This is a genomic window from Pseudomonas jinjuensis (assembly GCF_900103845.1).
In the GTDB taxonomy this organism is placed as follows: Bacteria; Pseudomonadota; Gammaproteobacteria; order Pseudomonadales; family Pseudomonadaceae; genus Pseudomonas; species Pseudomonas jinjuensis.
Window position 1 is genome coordinate 269,700 of record NZ_FNIJ01000005.1, and the last position, 15,978, is coordinate 285,677.

16 protein-coding genes are annotated in these 15,978 nt (G+C 65.8%); all 16 read left to right on the forward strand.

All coding sequences use genetic code 11. The features are described 5' to 3' along the window. Positions 1 to 7: 7 nt before the first annotated feature. The 16 genes from BLR75_RS09330 to BLR75_RS09405 all read left to right on the forward strand — a co-directional run bounded on the left by BLR75_RS09330 (position 8) and on the right by BLR75_RS09405 (position 15,977). Positions 8 to 1,456: an aromatic ring-hydroxylating oxygenase subunit alpha gene (locus tag BLR75_RS09330; protein WP_084310533.1), complete on the forward strand. Its 1,449-nt coding sequence runs from the start codon at positions 8 to 10 to the stop codon at positions 1,454 to 1,456. After that, on the forward strand, positions 1,444 to 2,154 hold the full coding sequence (locus BLR75_RS09335) for an EthD domain-containing protein (RefSeq protein WP_084310532.1): 711 nt from the start codon (positions 1,444 to 1,446) through the stop codon (positions 2,152 to 2,154). Before BLR75_RS09330 ends, BLR75_RS09335 begins: the two co-directional genes overlap by 13 nt. Before the next feature lies 1 nt (position 2,155). Then, the gene (locus BLR75_RS09340; RefSeq protein ID WP_084310531.1) at positions 2,156 to 3,814 is read left to right on the forward strand and encodes a GMC family oxidoreductase; all 1,659 of its coding nucleotides are present in this window, start codon (positions 2,156 to 2,158) and stop codon (positions 3,812 to 3,814) included. A gap of 39 nt (positions 3,815 to 3,853) precedes the next feature. After that, positions 3,854 to 4,873 (forward strand): NADP-dependent oxidoreductase, encoded by a 1,020-nt coding sequence (locus tag BLR75_RS09345; RefSeq protein ID WP_084310530.1) that lies wholly within the window; start codon positions 3,854 to 3,856, stop codon positions 4,871 to 4,873. 60 nt (positions 4,874 to 4,933) lie between these two features. Further along, on the forward strand, positions 4,934 to 6,310 hold the full coding sequence (locus BLR75_RS09350) for a DUF1329 domain-containing protein (RefSeq protein WP_084310529.1): 1,377 nt from the start codon (positions 4,934 to 4,936) through the stop codon (positions 6,308 to 6,310). A gap of 33 nt (positions 6,311 to 6,343) precedes the next feature. Further along, positions 6,344 to 7,150, forward strand: coding sequence for an SDR family oxidoreductase (locus BLR75_RS09355; protein WP_084310528.1), 807 nt, complete (start codon positions 6,344 to 6,346; stop codon positions 7,148 to 7,150). A 3-nt stretch (positions 7,151 to 7,153) separates the two neighbouring features. Then, positions 7,154 to 7,597 (forward strand): SRPBCC family protein, encoded by a 444-nt coding sequence (locus tag BLR75_RS09360; RefSeq protein ID WP_084310527.1) that lies wholly within the window; start codon positions 7,154 to 7,156, stop codon positions 7,595 to 7,597. Between the two features lie 644 nt (positions 7,598 to 8,241). Then, complete coding sequence (locus tag BLR75_RS09365; RefSeq protein WP_084310526.1) at positions 8,242 to 9,228, forward strand: thiamine pyrophosphate-dependent dehydrogenase E1 component subunit alpha; 987 nt, start codon at positions 8,242 to 8,244, stop codon at positions 9,226 to 9,228. Further along, a complete protein-coding gene (locus BLR75_RS09370) occupies positions 9,225 to 10,220 on the forward strand; it encodes an alpha-ketoacid dehydrogenase subunit beta (protein ID WP_084310525.1) in 996 nt (331 codons plus the stop codon). Before BLR75_RS09365 ends, BLR75_RS09370 begins: the two co-directional genes overlap by 4 nt. A 19-nt stretch (positions 10,221 to 10,239) precedes the next feature. Continuing rightward, complete coding sequence (locus BLR75_RS09375; protein ID WP_084310524.1) at positions 10,240 to 10,470, forward strand: biotin/lipoyl-containing protein; 231 nt, start codon at positions 10,240 to 10,242, stop codon at positions 10,468 to 10,470. After that, positions 10,470 to 11,249 carry a 2-oxo acid dehydrogenase subunit E2 gene (locus BLR75_RS09380; RefSeq protein WP_084310523.1) on the forward strand — a complete coding sequence of 260 codons (780 nt, stop codon included), beginning with the start codon at positions 10,470 to 10,472 and terminating at the stop codon, positions 11,247 to 11,249. The genes BLR75_RS09375 and BLR75_RS09380 overlap by 1 nt, the downstream gene beginning before the upstream one ends. After that, entirely contained in the window at positions 11,246 to 12,040 is a 795-nt protein-coding gene (locus tag BLR75_RS09385) for an SDR family NAD(P)-dependent oxidoreductase (protein ID WP_084310522.1), read from the forward strand. Before BLR75_RS09380 ends, BLR75_RS09385 begins: the two co-directional genes overlap by 4 nt. 94 nt (positions 12,041 to 12,134) lie before the next feature. Then, the gene (locus tag BLR75_RS09390; RefSeq protein ID WP_084310677.1) at positions 12,135 to 12,860 is read left to right on the forward strand and encodes a TetR/AcrR family transcriptional regulator; all 726 of its coding nucleotides are present in this window, start codon (positions 12,135 to 12,137) and stop codon (positions 12,858 to 12,860) included. An 87-nt stretch (positions 12,861 to 12,947) separates the two neighbouring features. Beyond that, the gene (locus BLR75_RS09395) at positions 12,948 to 13,394 is read left to right on the forward strand and encodes a Zn-ribbon domain-containing OB-fold protein (protein ID WP_084310521.1); all 447 of its coding nucleotides are present in this window, start codon (positions 12,948 to 12,950) and stop codon (positions 13,392 to 13,394) included. A gap of 2 nt (positions 13,395 to 13,396) precedes the next feature. Further along, positions 13,397 to 14,545 (forward strand): thiolase family protein, encoded by a 1,149-nt coding sequence (locus tag BLR75_RS09400; RefSeq protein ID WP_084310520.1) that lies wholly within the window; start codon positions 13,397 to 13,399, stop codon positions 14,543 to 14,545. Positions 14,546 to 14,582: 37 nt separating this feature from the next. Beyond that, a complete protein-coding gene (locus BLR75_RS09405; RefSeq protein ID WP_084310519.1) occupies positions 14,583 to 15,977 on the forward strand; it encodes an aromatic ring-hydroxylating oxygenase subunit alpha in 1,395 nt (464 codons plus the stop codon). Position 15,978: the final 1 nt, after the last annotated feature.

Consider the following 15,978-nt stretch of genomic DNA (forward strand, 5'->3'; position numbering starts at 1 on the left):
CAGACGCATGAATACTTTCCATCAGGGGGCCGCCGCGGCGCTCACTGTCGGTGATTACGCCGGCCTGCAACCGGGCGAGGCGCGCTGTCCCGGTCCCGACGTGCAGCAGATCATCGCCACCGATGCGCTGCCGCCGCCGCCGATACTGCGCAGCACGCACTACGAGTTTCTCGGCGAGCAGGACATTCCGTTCCAGCGCTACACCTCGCCCATCTTCTTCCAGCAGGAGATGGACAATCTCTGGTCGCGCGTCTGGCAATGGGTCTGCCGGCTCGAACACATTCCCCAGGTCGGCGACTACTACGTCTACGAACTCGGCCACCAGTCGTTCATCGTCGCCCATACGGCCAAGGGCATCCGCGCGTACTACAACGCCTGCCTGCACCGTGGCACCAAGCTGCGCTTCGAACCCGGCATGGGCAGCGCCCCGGAACTGCGTTGCCCGTTCCACGGCTGGACCTGGACGCTGGAAGGTGAGCTCGCACAGGTTCCCTGCGCCTGGGACTTCCCCCATGTGAAGCCGGAGGACTATCGCCTGCCGCAAGTGCGGGTGGAAACCTGGGGCGGTTTCGTCTTCATCAACATGGACGATGACGCGCCGCCATTGCGCGAGTTCATGGAGGTGCTGCCGGAGCATTTCCGTGACTGGGACATGCAGCAGCGCTACACGGAGCTGCACATGGCCAAGGTGCTGCCGTGCAACTGGAAGACCGCGCTGGAAGCCTTCCTCGAGTCGTACCACGTGCTGGAAACCCATCCCCAGCTGCTGCAGGGAACCGGGGACGCCAACGTGCAGTACGACGTCTATGGCGACCACGTCACCCGATTCTATGCCGCCGGCGGAGTGAGCAGTCCGCACCTCGAACAGCCGCTCACTGAGCAGGAGCTGGTCGACGCCATGTTGGTGGGCGACCGCTCGGTGATCACCGACGAACTGACCGTGAAGCCGGGCGAAACCGCGCGCATCGTGATGGCGCGCTATCTGCGCGGAATCCTCGGCGACAAGTACCGCGTGGACCTGAGCAAGGTATCCGATTCGGAAATGATCGATACCATCGAGTACCACCTGTTCCCCAACATGGTGCTGTTCACCGGCGTGTCGTTGCCGATGGTCTATCGCTTCCGCCCGCTGGGTACGGACGTGGACCGCTGCCTGTTCGAGATCCTCTTCCTGCGCCCGCTCGCCGAGGGCGAGGAACGTCCCGATGCGCCGGAGATGTTCATGGTCGGCGAGGACGAGAGCTACGACATCGTGCCCGGCATGGACCAGTACCTGGCCCATGTCTATGACCAGGACACCGCCAACCTGCGCGCCCAGCAACAGGGCTTCAAGGCATCGAAGAAGTCCGGCGAGACCCTCGGCAACTATCAGGAAGTGCGCATCCGCCACTTCCATCGGACCCTCGATCGCTATCTGCAACGCGACCGGCAGGAGGAAAGCCGATGGGAGCCCTGAAGGTCGTCAGCTTCCTCAAGCGCCGTCCGGACCTGGACCTGCCGGCCTTCAGCGAGTACTGGCGGAGCGTCCACAAGGCCCATGCGATGAAGCTGGTCGAGGCCGGCTTCATCCGCGGCTACATCCAGAACCATCCGCTCGGCGCAGGCCTGGATGGCCTGGCGACCATCGCCGATGGCTCGCCGGAACTGTGGATCGACTCGGCGGACTGCCTCCAGCGCCTGGTGCAGAGCCCCGAGTACCTGGAAGGCGCGGGGCCGGACGAGGCCAACTTCAGCGCGCCGCCGGTCATCGCCTGCGTGGCCGAGGAGCGGGTGTTGCGGGACGGCGAAGCACCTGCGGGGGCGATCAAGCTGATGCTGGCCGTGCGACGTCATCCGCAACTGGAGATGGCCGAGTTCCGCGAGCGCTGGCTGGCTGGTGAATCTGCGCTGCTGCCGCAGCGCTGCCTGCGCCTGACCCGTCACGCGGCACTGGATGACGACGCGCCAATCCACGGCACCGAATTCAGCTGGTGGCCCGATCTCGAAACCCTGCGCCAGGCCTGGCAGGGGCGCGATCCGGCTGCTGCCGAAATGCTGGTCGCCAGGCACTCGCTGGCCGGCCTGCTGGCGCTGGAGGAGGTTGTGGTCGCGCCGCCGGCGCAGCACTGCGAGCCAACTTCTCTACTGCCCGAACCTGTCCAGACGGAGAGCTGACATGACCCCATTCGACTACATCATCGTTGGCGCCGGTTCGACCGGCTGCGTGCTGGCCAACCGCTTGTCCGCCAATCCAGGCAAGCAGGTGCTGCTGCTGGAAGCCGGCAACTGGGACCGCAGCCCGCTGGTGAAGATGCCCAAGGGTATCGCGAAACTGGTGAGCGACCCGAAGCACGCCTGGCATTTCCCGGTGCAACAGCCGCGCTTCCCGGACACCGAGTCGGCGGAAACCTGGGTGCGTGGCAAGGTCATCGGCGGCTCCAGCTCGATCAACGGGATGATCTACGTGCGTGGTCAGCCGGAGGACTACCAGCGCTGGGAAGACGAGGCCGGGCCGGAATGGGGCTGGCCGGCGATGAAGGAGGCCTTCCGCGCCATCGAGGACCACGAGCTGGGCGCTGACGAACTGCGCGGCGCCGGCGGCCCGCTGCACATCAGCACCGGCAAGTTCCGCTATCCGCTGAGCGAGGCCATGGTCCGCGCCGGGCAGGAGATGGGCCTGCCGGTGCTGGAGGACTTCAACCGCGAGCATCAGGAAGGCGTGGGTTACTACTCCCACACCATCAAGGACGGCCGCCGGGTCAGCGCGGCGACCGCGTTCCTGCATCCGGTGTTGTCCCGCGCCAATCTGCGCGTGCAGACCGGCGCGCGGGTCGAGCGGGTGCTGTTCGAGGGACGCCGGGTGGTTGGCGTGCAGGCGCGGGTCGATGGCGAAACCACGACCTTCCACTGCCGCGGCGAAGTGATTCTCTGCGCGGGCGCCATTCTCACGCCGAAGATTCTGCAGCTGTCCGGCATCGGCGCCGAGGAGCACCTGCGCTCGCTTGGCATCCAGCCGGTGGCGGAAAACCCAGACGTGGGCCGCCGGCTGCGCGATCACCTGGGCTTCCTGCTGCCGTATCGCCTGCGCAACTCGAAGGGCCTGAACCACCGCTTCCAGGGCATCGGCCTGCTGGGCAGCCTGCTGCAGTACTACACGACCCATGGTGGCCCGATGGCCACCGGTCCGTTCGAGGTCGGCGCGTTCTTCCGCACCCGGCCGGAACTGCCGCGCCCGGATGCGCAGCTCTATCTCAGCGCCTTCACCTATCCGCGCAGCGAAGACAACTTCCCGGTGCCGGACGGCGTGGAGGACAAGCCCGGCCTGACCATCTACGGCCAACTGCTGAACCTCACCAGCGAAGGCACGGTGCTGATCCAGTCGGCCGATCCCGAGGCGCCGCTGGCGATCACGCCGAACTGGCTGAGCACCCGCGAGGACCAGCAGGCGGCGGTGGCCATGGTCCATTACATGCGCCGCTTCATGCACCAGCCGGCGCTCGCCCATTACGTCGGCGAGGAACTCGTGCCGGGGCCGGCATGCCGCTCCGACGAGGAAATCCTCCGGCACTTCCGCGCTGCGTCCCTGTGCGGCACCCACGCCGTCGGCTCCTGCCGCATGGGCCGCGATCCCGGCTCCGTGGTGGACGAACACCTGCGCGTGCGCGGCGTGGAAGGGCTGCGCGCGGCGGATTGCTCGGTGATGCCGGGGCTGGTGTCAGCCAATACCAGCGGCCCGGCCATGGCGCTGGGCTGGCGGGCGGCGGACCTGATCCTCGGCGAGGCGGGACAGACACGAAGCGCCACCGCCTCGCGGGAAACGGCCGGCGCCCTCTGAGCGAATCGAACAACTGCAATCTCAACAAGGAAGACCGCAATGCCCGAATCGAAATCCAACCGCCAGTTGGTTCTCCAACGCCGGCCCCAGGGCGTCGCCACTCATGACGATGTGCAGCTGCGTGAGGCTCCCATCGGCCGTCCCGGCGAGAACCAGATCCTGGTGCGCAATCACTACCTGTCCATCGACCCGGCGATCCGCGACTGGATGTCCGAACGGCCCAGCTACCTGCCGTCCATCGTGCTCGGCGACCCGGTGCGCAGCACGGTGATCGGCGAGGTGATCGAAAGCCGCCATCCGAAGTTCAAGCCGGGCCAGCTGGCGGTGGGCATCGGCGGATGGGAGGACTACTCGGTGGCGGACGGCGACGCCTTCGGCCCGGTGGAGCTGCAGGAGGGCGACGAGGAGCAGCACTACCTGAGCATCTACGGCGCGGTAGGGATGACGCCGTACTTCGGCCTGATCGACGCGGGCAAGCCGCAGCCCGGCCAGACCGTGCTGGTCAGCGCCGCAGCCGGTGCGGTGGGCTCGCTGGTCGGGCAGATCGCCAGGATCAAGGGTTGCCGCGCGGTGGGCATCGCCGGCAGCGAGGAGAAGTGCCGCTGGATCGTCGAGGAGCTGGGTTTCGACGCGGCGATCAACTACCGCACCACGAAGGACATGGTGGCCGCCATCGGCGAAGCCTGTCCGCAGGGCGTCGACGTGTACTTCGACAATGTCGGCGGCGAGATCCTCGACGCCACGCTGCTCAACCTGAACAAGGACGCACGCGTCGTCTTCTGCGGCGCCATCTCCAGCTACAACAGCACGCAGCCGGTGCCCGGTCCGTTCAACTTCTGGCAGATCCTCGCCCGCAGCGCGACCGTCGAGGGCTACCTGGTTTCCGATTACCTGGACCGCTTCCCGGAGGGCATCGCGCAGATGCGCCAATGGGTCGGCGAGGGTCGCATCCGCTTCCGCGAACAGGTCGTCGACGGCCTGGAGAACACCCTGGACGCTTTCAACCTCCTGTTCGAAGGACGCAACGAGGGCAAGCTGCTGGTCAGGCTGACCGGCTGAACCGCTCTCGCCGAGCAATGTGCAACACCATCGACAATAAAAAAGACAGGAGTCAGTCGAATGAAACGATTCATGCGTAGCGTGCTGGCGGTGGCGATCTGCAGCACGGCGATGGCGCAAGCCAATGCGGCGGCCACGGCGGAAGAGATCGGCCAGCTCGGCAGCAAGTACACGCCCTGGGGCGCCGAGATGGCCGGCAATGCCGATGGCAGCATCCCGGCCTACAGCGGGCCGATCAAGGCGCCGGCCAGCTACGATCCCGGCAAGCCCGGCGTGCGCCCGGACCCGTTCGCCCATGAGAAGCCGTTGTTCAGCATCACCGGACAGAACATGGCGCAGTACGCCGACAAGCTGTCCGAAGGCATCCGCACGATGCTGCAGAAGTACCCGAGCTATCGGCTCGACGTGTATCCCTCCCACCGTACTGCCAGTTACCCGCAGTACTTCCTCGACAACACACGCAAGAACGCCACCTCCTGCCGCACCAGGGACGATGAGCTGGCGCTCGACAACTGCTATGGCGGCGTGCCGTTCCCGTTCCCCAAGACCGGCAACGAGGTGATGTGGAACCGCCTGCTGAAGTTCGACCAGTACGCCTTCCAGACGGACGGCTTCACCAGTTCCGTGGTGGACAGCCGTGGCGGCCGTACCGTCACCGGCGTGGCGAAGATGTACATCCAGTACCCGATCTTCGACCCAAAGCGCACCGAACCGATCGCCGCCGACGATCTGTACGAGATGCTGCGCATCGACTTCACCGATCCGGCGCGCAAGAACGGCGAGAAGCTGATCGTCCATGACTCCATCGACATGGCTCGTATCGGCCGCCGCGCCTGGCAGTACCTGCCGGGCCAGCGCCGGGTGAAGCTGTCGCCGGACATCGCCTACGACACGCCAAGTCCCACCGGCGGCGGCGTGGCGGTGGTGGACGAGTCGGCGGTGTTCTACGGCGCCCTCGACCGCTACGACTTCAAGCTGCTCGGCAAGAAGGAGATGTTCATCCCCTACAACGCCTACAGGATCGGCGACCCGGGCGTCTGCCCGGACAACGTGGCGGAAGGCACGAAGAACCACCTCAATCCCGACTGCATGCGCTGGGAGCTGCACCGCGTATGGGCGGTCGAGGCGACGCTGAAGGAAGGCAAACGCCACGTCTATCCGCGCCGGGTGTTCTTCTGGGACGAGGACCTGCCGGGCGTGGGCATCGGCGACGCCTACGACGCCACCGGCAAGATCTACCGCGTGTCCCACAGCATCCCGATCACCAACTACGAAAGCGTCGGCCACAAGACCGACGAGATGGTCACTTACGACCTCAACACCGGCGCCTACTGTCGCCAGCAGAACTCGACCATGGCCGGCGGCTGGTACGCCACCGAACCGCGGCCGAACACCTTCTTCAGCTCGGCGGCTTTGACCGGCGGCGGCATCCGCTGATCCACAACCCACATTCATGATCGGAGACTGAACATGCACGCCACAGGAAAACTGAGCGGCAAGGTCGCAGTGGTGCTCGGCGCCGCGGGCAGGGACAACATGGGGCAGGCGATCGCCCGCCGGCTGACGGAGGAGGGCGCGCGGGTGGTGGTCGCCGGCCGCCATGCGGAGGAACTGCACCGGCTGGCCGACGAGCTGGGTGGCTGGGCCACCACCTGCGACATCACCGACCGGCAGCAGGTGTTCGACCTGTTCGCCTTCGCCCGCGACGAGGGCGGGCGCGTCGATATCGCGGTGAACGCCACCGGCTGGGGGCTGCTGCGGCCCTTCCTGGAAACCAGTGTGGACGAGCTGCAGCGCATGAGCGCCCTGCAGTTCATCGGGCCGTTCCTGTTCTGCCAGGCAGCGGTGGAAGCGATGCGCGACACGGGCGGCTCGATCGTGCAGATCAGCTCGGCCACCGCCACCATCCTCTTCGAGGACCACGCCGCCTACATGGGCACCAAGGCCGGCACCGACCACGTGATCCGCTGCGTGGCCAACGAGTTCGGCCACCTCGGCATCCGCGCCAACTCGGTGTCGCCGGGCGTCACCGATACGCCGATGACCGCCGGGGCGAAGGCGACTCCGGGTGTGTTCGAGGCTTTCGTCGGCGGCTATCCGCTCGGCCGCGTCGGCACATCGGAGGACATCGCCGCGGCGGTGGCCTGGCTGTCCGCCGACGAGTGCTTCATGACCGGGCAGAACCTGCAGGTCAATGGCGGCCTGACCCTGCGGCGCAATCCGACGAAACAAGAAATCGAGGCGTCGGTCATCGACGCCGCCCAGGCGGGAGGCTGAACCATGCGCCAGCGGATCATCACCCATCACGACTTCAAGGCGCCCGCGCGGCGCCTGTGGGAACTGCTCGCGGACTTCGCCGACATCCAGCGCTGGTGGCCGCTGGACGACGACAGCGTGAAGATCGAGCGGGTCGAGCTGGAAGGGGAGGGTATCGGCCTGACCCGGCACATCTACAACGTCGGCTTCCCCGCGCCGGTCAGCGAGCGCCTCGATTACCAGGATGTGGGTACGCTGACCTACCGGCTGTCCATCGTCGGCCAGCGTCCCGCGGGCATCCTCGACTACCAGGCCACCGGGCGCATCGAGATTCTCTCCGGCGGTGGTTCGCGGTTGCATTACCACAGCGACTACAGCGTCGAGCGCGGCCGCGAGGAAGAAGCCGAGGCGTTCCTGCGCGGTGCCTACGGCCTGATGTTCCGAGGCCTGGAGAAGGCCGCCCGCTAAGTCGCGGGCTTCACCTGTAGGAGCAACTGTCTCGCGCCATGGCCAATCGCTGGTGTAGGGCGAATGAAGCGGAACGCTTCATCCGCCGACCAGGCCACGCCGATGGGATGGCGGATAGCGCTGGCGCGCTATGCGCCCTACGTGGCCTGCTCATGGCCCGCTTGACTCCATACCTGTAGGAGCCAGGGGGACGCCTAGTTCTTGCTGGCGATCCAGTTTTTCCCTCAACGTCGGCGTGGAAGGAGAACACGGCAATCGCCAGCAAGCTGGCTCCTACAAGTTCTGTGCGTGCTTCAGGGGCGGCGCGACTCTGTGTAGGAGCGGGCCATGCCCGCGACATCCCGGCGCCGCCAATGTCGCGCGCATGGCGCGCTCCTACAGGGTTACGCCCACCTGCGTTGTTGTAGGAGCGAGCTTGCTCGCGAACCCGGCCCCGTCATTCGCGAGCCAGCTCGCTCCTGCACGGCGGCGCTCGGTAATGAACCCTGGCGCACCGCCTCTGACACCCCCGTACAAAAAAATCCCCCAGGGTCTTGCCGAACGCCCGTCTTGCGAATATCTTAAAAAACAATCCTGTCGGTTTTGTGCAAAGCAAGCCGGCGGCACAACGACAAGAACATCAACCAGCACATTGGAGAGTAACCATGACCAGTGCCACGTCCCCGGGCAGTGCGGTCTTGCTGGACATCTACCGCCGCGCGCACCTGATCAAGACCGCGGACGACCGCTTCATAGAACTGATCAAGGCTGGCCAGATCGCCTCGCCGTACTACTCGACGCGCGGCCAGGAGCTCATCCCGGCGTCCATCTCGGTCAACCTGCGCGCCGACGACTACGTGATCACCACTTACCGCGGCATCCACGACCAGCTGGCCAAGGGCATCCCGCTGCGCCCGTTCGTGGCCGAGTTCATGGGACGCGCTACCGGCACCTGCAAAGGGAAGGGCGGTCCGATGCACATCACCCACATGGCCTCCGGGCTGCCGGTGACCACCGGTGTCGTCGGCTCGGGCCTGCCAATCGCCAACGGCCTCGCCTGGGCTTCGCAACTGCGCAAGACCGGCCAGGTCACCGTGTGCAACTTCGGCGATGGCGCGAGCAACATCGGCGCCTTCCATGAAGCGCTGAACCTCGCCTCGGTGTGGAAGCTGCCGGTGATCTTCGTCTGCCAGAACAACGGCTACGCCGAGCACACCAAGTACGAATACGGCACCGGCGCCCGCGCCATCGTCGATCGCGCCATCGGCTACGGCATGCATGGCATCCAGTGCAACGGCAACGACGCCGTGGAGATGTGCAACGCCGCCCGCGAAGCCATCGAGCGCGCCCGCAGCGGCCAGGGCCCGACCCTGATCGAGGCGAAGACCTTCCGCTTCCGCGGCCACCTGCTGGGCGATGACAGCCACTACATCAGCAAGGAAGAAATGGCCGCCGCCGTGGCCGCCGACCCGATGCCGGCGCTGCGCGCCTGGCTGATCGCGCAGGGCCACGCCAGCGACGAGCAACTGGCGGCCATCGAGGGGACCAACGTCAGCGAGTTCGAGGACGCCGTGCAGTTCGGCCTGTCCAGCCCGTACCCCGATGCATCCGAACTGCAACGCGATGTCTACGCCGAGGAGATCAGCGCATGAGCGCCGTCAAAGCCAAACGCATGAACATGTCCCAGGCCATCGCCATGGCGATGCACCACGCGATGGAGATGGACTCCTCGGTGGTGGCGCTCGGCGAGGACATCGCCGATCCGCAGGGCGGCGGGGTGTTCAAGTGCACCGCAGGGCTCTCCGACGCCTTCGGCACCGACCGCGTGCGCTCCACGCCGATCGCCGAGCAGGCGATCATGGGCGCGGCCGTCGGTGGCGCGCTGGCCGGCCTGCGTCCGGTGGCCGAGATCATGCTGATGAACTTCATCACCGTGGCCATGGACCAGGTGGTCAACCACGCCGCCAAGCTGCGCTTCATGACCGGTGGCCAGACCAACGTGCCGCTGACCATCCGCACCGCCACCGGCGCCGGCTTCGGTACCGGCGGCCAGCACGCCGACTATCTCGAGGCGTGGTTCGCCCACACCGCCGGGATGAAGGTGGTGGCGCCGTCCACGCCGGCCGACGCCTACGGCCTGCTGCTGTCGTGCATCTTCGATGACGACCCCTGCGTGTTCGTGGAAAGCCTGCCGCTGTACTTCCAGATGGGCGAGGCGCCGGTTCCCGGCGAGCGCATCCCGCTGGGCAAGGCGCGCATCGCCCGCGAAGGCAGCGACATCAGCGTGATCAGCTACAGCCGGACCATGGTCGAGGTGCTCGCCGTGGCCAAGGACCTGGAGAAAGAGGGCATCTCGGTGGAGGTGATCGACCTGCGCTCCATCGTCCCGCTGGACATGGACACCGTGCTGACCTCCGTGCGCAAGACCGGTCGCGCGGTGATCGCCCACGAGGCGCAGGTGGACTTCGGCGTCGGTGCCGAGATCGCCACCCGCCTGCACAGCGAGCTGTTCGGCGAACTGCGCGCGCCGGTCGGCCGGGTCGGCGCCGCGCGCTCGCCGGTGCCGTTCTCCAAGGCCCTCGAAGACGTGTTCATTCCGACGAAGGAACGCATCGCCGCCGCCATCCACGCCGCTTTGAAGTGACCAGGAGAGGAATCGAACCATGACCACACAGATCATTCTTCCCAAGCTGGGGTTTTCCGTTAACGAAGCCGAACTCATCGAGTGGCTGGTAGCGGACGGCGCCGAAGTGAAGAAGGGCGACCTTCTCTACTGCCTGGAAAGCGAGAAGTCGCAGCAGGAGATCGAGGCGCCGGCCGATGGCGTGCTGAAGATCATCAAGGACGCCGGCGAAACCTACGAGGTGGGCACCGTGATCGGGGAGATCGCCTGATGGGTGCACAGGAGCAGCAGCCGGTCCTGTGGCCGGCCAACCTGCCGCCTATGCCGCAGGTGGATTTCAGCCAGTTCGGCGAGACGGAGACGGTGAGCCTGAGCAGGAACCAGGTGTATGCCGGCGTCTTTCTCGGCCGCAACTGGGCGCAGATTCCCCACGTCACCCACCACGACGAGGCGCACATCGACGCGCTGCTCGCCGAACGCCTCCGTCTGGCCGAGCAGGAGCAGAGCAAGCTGAGCCTGCTGCCGTTCCAGGTGAAGGCGCTGGTGAACACGCTCAAGGCGTTCCCGCAGTTCAACGCCTCGCTGGCACCGAACGGCAAGCAACTGGTGCTCAAGCGCTACTTCAACATCGGCATCGCCGTGGATACACCGAACGGCCTGCTGGTGCCGGTGATCCGCGATGCCGATCGCAAGAGCATCGTCGAGCTGGCCGACGAGATCGCCGACAAGGCGCGGCGGGCGCGGGAGAAGGGGCTGCCGATCAGCGAGATGTCCGGCGGCTGCATGACCATCAGCTCGCTCAGCTCGCTCGGCGGCACCGCGTTCACGCCGATCATCAACGCCCCGGAACTCGCCATCCTGGGCATCAGCAGCGAGCGCGACGAGCTTTATCTGGACAACGGCGAAGTAGGTAGCCGACGGGTGCTGCCGCTGTCGCTGAGCTACGACCATCGCGTGATCAACGGCGCGGATGCGGCGCGATTCTGCCGCCATCTGGCCAACCAGCTGGCCAATCCGGCCGAGCTGCACAATTCGGGGAATTGCGTATGACCAGCCAGCAAGCGATCAGCAAGGCACAGGAGCGATTCGACCTGCACGGCCGAGTCGCATTGGTGACGGGGGCCGGCTCCGGCCTGGGCGCGCACTTCGCCCGCGTACTGGCGCAGGCCGGCGCGAAAGTGGCCTGCGTGGCGCGCCGGGTCGAGCGGGTGGAGGAGGTCGCCGCGCAGATTCGCGCCGCCGGGGGCGAAGCCTTCGCCTGCACTATGGATGTGACCGATGCCGAATCCATCAGGCGCGGCTTCGATGCCATCGAGGGCGAATTGGGCCATGTGGATATTCTGGTGAACAACGCGGGCCTTTCCAGCCCGGCGCCGTTCGAGGAAATGAGCCGCGAACAATGGACCTCGCTGATGGATGCGAACCTGTCAGGGCCGTTCTTCGTCGCGCAATGCATGGCGATGCGGCTCATCGCCCAGGGCAAGTCCGGTTCGATCATCAATATCGCATCGATATTGGGTCATCTCGCCAAGGACAAGTTCATCAATTACGGAACTACCAAGGGTGGCCTGATCCACATGACGCAATATATGGCGCTGGACCTGATTGGCCATGGCATTCGGGTGAATGCGATCGCGCCGGGATATTTCCCCAGCGAAATGACCAATCCGTTCTACGAGTCGGAAGTCGGCAAGCGCGAAATCGCCAACCTGCCGCCCAAGCGCCTGGGGCGTCACGAAGAGCTGGACGGCCCGCTGCTGCTGCTGGCCAGCGATGCTTCGTCGTACATGACCGGTTCGGTGGTCACGGTGGACGCGGGGCACTCGATCCGGTTGTCCTGAAACAAATACGCCGATTGCGGCTTTAATAACGTGCAGCCGTTTAATTAGAATGGGTCATTGACTAACAGCCAGGCAGGCTGAAATGGGTCGCCAGATGGATGAATATCTCGAAGTGTCCAAAGCAGAAACCAGACCGCGTCGTCCAATGCGCCGGGAAAAGTCCGAAGGCGGAAGTTGGCAGGCCGAGAAGAGCTATCTCATGCAGACGCATATTCTCGACGCCACCATGCGTTGCCTGGTCAATATCGGATATACCCAGACGACGACCGAGAAGATCGCCAAGGAAGCCGGCGTTTCCCGCGGGGCGATGACCCACCATTTCAAGTCGCGGGCGGAAGTGTTCGCTGCGGCTGCCGCTCACATCACTGATATCCGGGTGATGGAGTACGACGTGGCGATCAAGGAAGTGTCGCAGGTCGAGGGCAGTTTTCCGACCCTGGGCGGCATGCTGCAAACCCTCAAGGCCCTGCAGTCGTACTACATGAAGCCGTCGTTCCTGGCCTTCCATGAGCTGCTGCGTGGCGCGCGTACCGATCCGGAACTCAACAAGGTCATGGCGCCGCTGGAGGCATCCCTCGACGAGCGGATTTCCGTCAGCATGGTCACCCGTTTCCCGATCTGGGCCGAGGCGGGAATGGCCGAAACCGGCGAAGTGCTGCGCGACCTGGTCATGCACACCCTGCAAGGGGTGGCGCTCAATCCCTCGCCCTATCTCCAGGGCGACCGGCTCGATCGTCTGCACGAGATGCTCGCCAAGACCGCCATGAACGAGTTCCGGGAGTCCTACAACCGCATGCTGGGCGACAAGCCGCAAGACTAATTCGTTTCTGAAAGCCGGACCTTTCGTTGCATTCACCTGAATGCGCTTAATAAAAACAAACATGATGGTTCAAAACAGGACTGAATGATGAATACTCAGGAATCCCTGCTCCGTGGCCTGCCGGTGGCGCACCTGCTCCGCTCGGGCGAGCACGGTCCAAGCCTGCGCGGCAGCCGCTGCGAGGCGTGTGGCGAGATGTTCTTCCCGGTCAGTGCGAACTGCACCGCCTGCTGCGGCAGCGACATGAGCGAATGCGAGCTGGGCAGTCAGGGTGTGCTCTGGTCGTGGACGGTCCAGTCCTTCCAGCCCAAGTCGCCCTACAACGGCGGCGAGCCGGAGCACGAATTCCGCCCCTACGGCGTCGGCTATGTGGAAATGCCCGGCGGCGTGAAGGTGGAAAGCCGCCTCACCCTTGCCGACCCGCAGCACCTGCGGATCGGCATGCCGATGGAGCTGTGCGTGGTGCCCTACGGCCGCAGCCCGGACGGCACCACATTGCACACCTTCGCATTCGCACCGGCCGGGGAGGCCTGATCATGGAAGACGTAGCGATCATCGGTATCGGCCTGCATCCCTTCGGCCGCACCGACGGCATGAGTGGACAGGCGCAGGGCGCCTATGCCGTGCGCGAGGCCCTGCGCGACGCGGGCGTGAGCTGGGAGCAGGTCGGCGTCGCCTACGGCGGCAGCCAGGACGCCGGCAACGCCGACGCGCTGGCCAATCACCTGGGCCTGACCGGCATTCCCTTCGTCAACGTCGCCAACGGCTGCGCCACCGGTGGCAGCGCGCTGGCCAGCGTGGTTTCGGCGATCCGCTCGGGCATGGCGGACATCGGCGTGGCGGTCGGCTTCGACAAGCACCCGCGCGGCGCCTTCAATCCGCGTCCGGCCGACTGGGGCCTGGAGGACTGGTACGGGGAAACCGGGCTGATGCTCACCACCCAGTTCTTCGCCCTGAAGACCCAGCGCTACCTGCACGAGCACGGCATTCCCGAGGAGGCCCTGGTCCACGTGGCCCAGCGCGCCTTCCGCAACGGTGCGCTGACGCCCCACGCCTGGCGACGCCGCGAGCTGAGCTACGAGGAAATCGCCGAGTCGGCGCCGGTCAACCTGCCGTTGCGCAAGTACATGTTCTGCAACCCGGCGGAAGGCGGTGCGGCACTGGTGCTGTGCCGGGCGAGCCTCGCCAGACGCTTCACCGACAAGCCGATCATCGTCCGCGCCGCGCTGATGCGTACCCGTCACCACGGTTCGTTCGAAGTGTTCAGCCCGGGCCTGCCCAGCCGCCAGGCGCCCGCGCCGACCGTCACCGCCTCGCAGGCGGCCTTCGAGGTCGCGGGCGTCGCGCCGGGTGACATCGACGTGATCCAGCTGCAGGACACCGACAGCGGCTCGGAAATCATCCACCTGGCCGAGAACGGATTCTGCGAGCACGGCGAACAGGCCGCGCTGCTGCGCGACGGCGCCACCGAGATCGGCGGCCGCCTGCCGGTCAACACCGACGGCGGTTGCCTGGCCAATGGCGAGCCGGTGGGCGCGTCGGGCCTGCGCCAGGTGATCGAGATCTGCACCCAGCTGCGCCGCGAGGCCGGCACCCGCCAGGTGCCGGGCAGGACAAGGCTTGGCTACACCCACGTCTACGGCGCACCGGGAGTCAGCGCAGTGACCATCCTCGAAGCCCGCTGAGCGGACTTCCAGCCAATAACAACAAGAGGAATTCCAGATGAACGACCCGAGGCATGCGCAGTTCACCCTCCTTCCGCCAGAAGAGGCGGGCGATCCCGGACTGTTCCAGAACCTGCTGAAAGAGGAAACGGTGCCGGTCCCCGCGCACCTCCAGTCCACCCCCTGGGACCACGGCGACGACGACCTCTCGGTGGAGCGCTACAGCGCGCGCTGGTTCCACGAGCTGGAAGCGCAGAAACTGTGGCCGAAGGCCTGGCAGATGGTCGGCCGCGAGGAAGAGATCCAGAAGCCCGGCGACCACCTGGTGTACGACATCGTCAACACTTCGATCATCGTCATGCGCGGCCAGGACAACGTCATCCGCGGCTTCTACAACTCCTGCCTGCACCGTGGCCGTGCGCTGCGCATGAGCGGCGGCGCCACCAACCAGCTGCGCTGCCCGTACCACGGCTTCACCTGGGACCTGCAGGGCGACTTCAAGAGCATGCCCACCACCTGGGACTTCAAGCATCTCGAACCCTGCCAGCTCAAGCTGCCGCAGGTGCGGGTGGAAAGCTGGGGCGGCTTCGTGTTCATCAACGAGGACGAGAACGCAGCCTCGCTGCTGGAACACCTCGGCGTGCTGCCCGAGCACTTCAAGGACTACAACCTCGAACGCTCGGTCTCCATCGCCCACGTGCAGCGGCGCATGGCCTGCAACTGGAAGGTCGCCCAGGAAGCCTTCATGGAGTCCATGCACACCCGTGCGACCCATCCGCAGATCATGACCTTCACCGGCGACGTCGACAGCCAGTACGACATGTACGGCGACAACATCAGCCGCAGCGTCACGCCGATGGGAGTGACCAGCTCCAACCTGGATGGTGTGGAACAGGCGCTGATCCTCCATGACATCCTCGAGGAGTCCGGGCGCATGGCCGAGTCCGACAGCAGCGGCCACGTGCTGCCCGAGGGCGTGACCACCCGCCAGTACATCGGCGAGCTGAACCGCAAGATCTTCTCCGAGGCGGCGGGCGTCGACCTGTCCCACGCGACCCTGGCCGAACTGCAGGACGCCATCCTCTACTCGGTGTTCCCCAACAGCCAGGTGTGGGCCGGCTACTTCGGCAACATCGTCTACCGCGCCATCCCGGACGGCGACAACCATGAATCCTGCCTGTTCGACGTCTGGTTGCTCGGCCGCCACCGCGAGGGCGAAGCGCGCCCGGCCGGCGCGCGCCTGACTCGCCTGGAAGACCACCAGGACTTCTGCGAAGCCCCCGAGCTGGGCGCGCTGGGCCCGGTGTTCGACCAGGACCTGAGCAACCTAGACGCCATGACCAAGGGCCTGAAGGCCTCGAAGAAGGGCTTCGTCAGCCTGGCCAGCTACCAGGAAAGCCGCATCCGCCACCACCACGAGACGCTGGACAAGTACCTGGAACTGGATCGCTGAA

Excerpts from the sequence above, each read along its gene's own strand:
- BLR75_RS09345 (WP_084310530.1), top strand. The coding sequence starts at position 3,854 with ATGCCCGAATCGAAATCCAACCGCCAGTTGGTTCTCCAACGCCGGCCC.
- BLR75_RS09395 (WP_084310521.1), top strand. The coding sequence starts at position 12,948 with ATGAATACTCAGGAATCCCTGCTCCGTGGCCTGCCGGTGGCGCACCTG.
- BLR75_RS09385 (WP_084310522.1), top strand. The coding sequence starts at position 11,246 with ATGACCAGCCAGCAAGCGATCAGCAAGGCACAGGAGCGATTCGACCTG.
- BLR75_RS09400 (WP_084310520.1), top strand. The coding sequence starts at position 13,397 with ATGGAAGACGTAGCGATCATCGGTATCGGCCTGCATCCCTTCGGCCGC.
- BLR75_RS09375 (WP_084310524.1), top strand. The coding sequence starts at position 10,240 with ATGACCACACAGATCATTCTTCCCAAGCTGGGGTTTTCCGTTAACGAA.
- BLR75_RS09340 (WP_084310531.1), top strand. The coding sequence starts at position 2,156 with ATGACCCCATTCGACTACATCATCGTTGGCGCCGGTTCGACCGGCTGC.
- BLR75_RS09335 (WP_084310532.1), top strand. The coding sequence starts at position 1,444 with ATGGGAGCCCTGAAGGTCGTCAGCTTCCTCAAGCGCCGTCCGGACCTG.
- BLR75_RS09350 (WP_084310529.1), top strand. The coding sequence starts at position 4,934 with ATGAAACGATTCATGCGTAGCGTGCTGGCGGTGGCGATCTGCAGCACG.
- BLR75_RS09355 (WP_084310528.1), top strand. The coding sequence starts at position 6,344 with ATGCACGCCACAGGAAAACTGAGCGGCAAGGTCGCAGTGGTGCTCGGC.
- BLR75_RS09360 (WP_084310527.1), top strand. The coding sequence starts at position 7,154 with ATGCGCCAGCGGATCATCACCCATCACGACTTCAAGGCGCCCGCGCGG.
- BLR75_RS09405 (WP_084310519.1), top strand. The coding sequence starts at position 14,583 with ATGAACGACCCGAGGCATGCGCAGTTCACCCTCCTTCCGCCAGAAGAG.
- BLR75_RS09380 (WP_084310523.1), top strand. The coding sequence starts at position 10,470 with ATGGGTGCACAGGAGCAGCAGCCGGTCCTGTGGCCGGCCAACCTGCCG.
- BLR75_RS09330 (WP_084310533.1), top strand. The coding sequence starts at position 8 with ATGAATACTTTCCATCAGGGGGCCGCCGCGGCGCTCACTGTCGGTGAT.
- BLR75_RS09390 (WP_084310677.1), top strand. The coding sequence starts at position 12,135 with ATGGATGAATATCTCGAAGTGTCCAAAGCAGAAACCAGACCGCGTCGT.
- BLR75_RS09365 (WP_084310526.1), top strand. The coding sequence starts at position 8,242 with ATGACCAGTGCCACGTCCCCGGGCAGTGCGGTCTTGCTGGACATCTAC.
- BLR75_RS09370 (WP_084310525.1), top strand. The coding sequence starts at position 9,225 with ATGAGCGCCGTCAAAGCCAAACGCATGAACATGTCCCAGGCCATCGCC.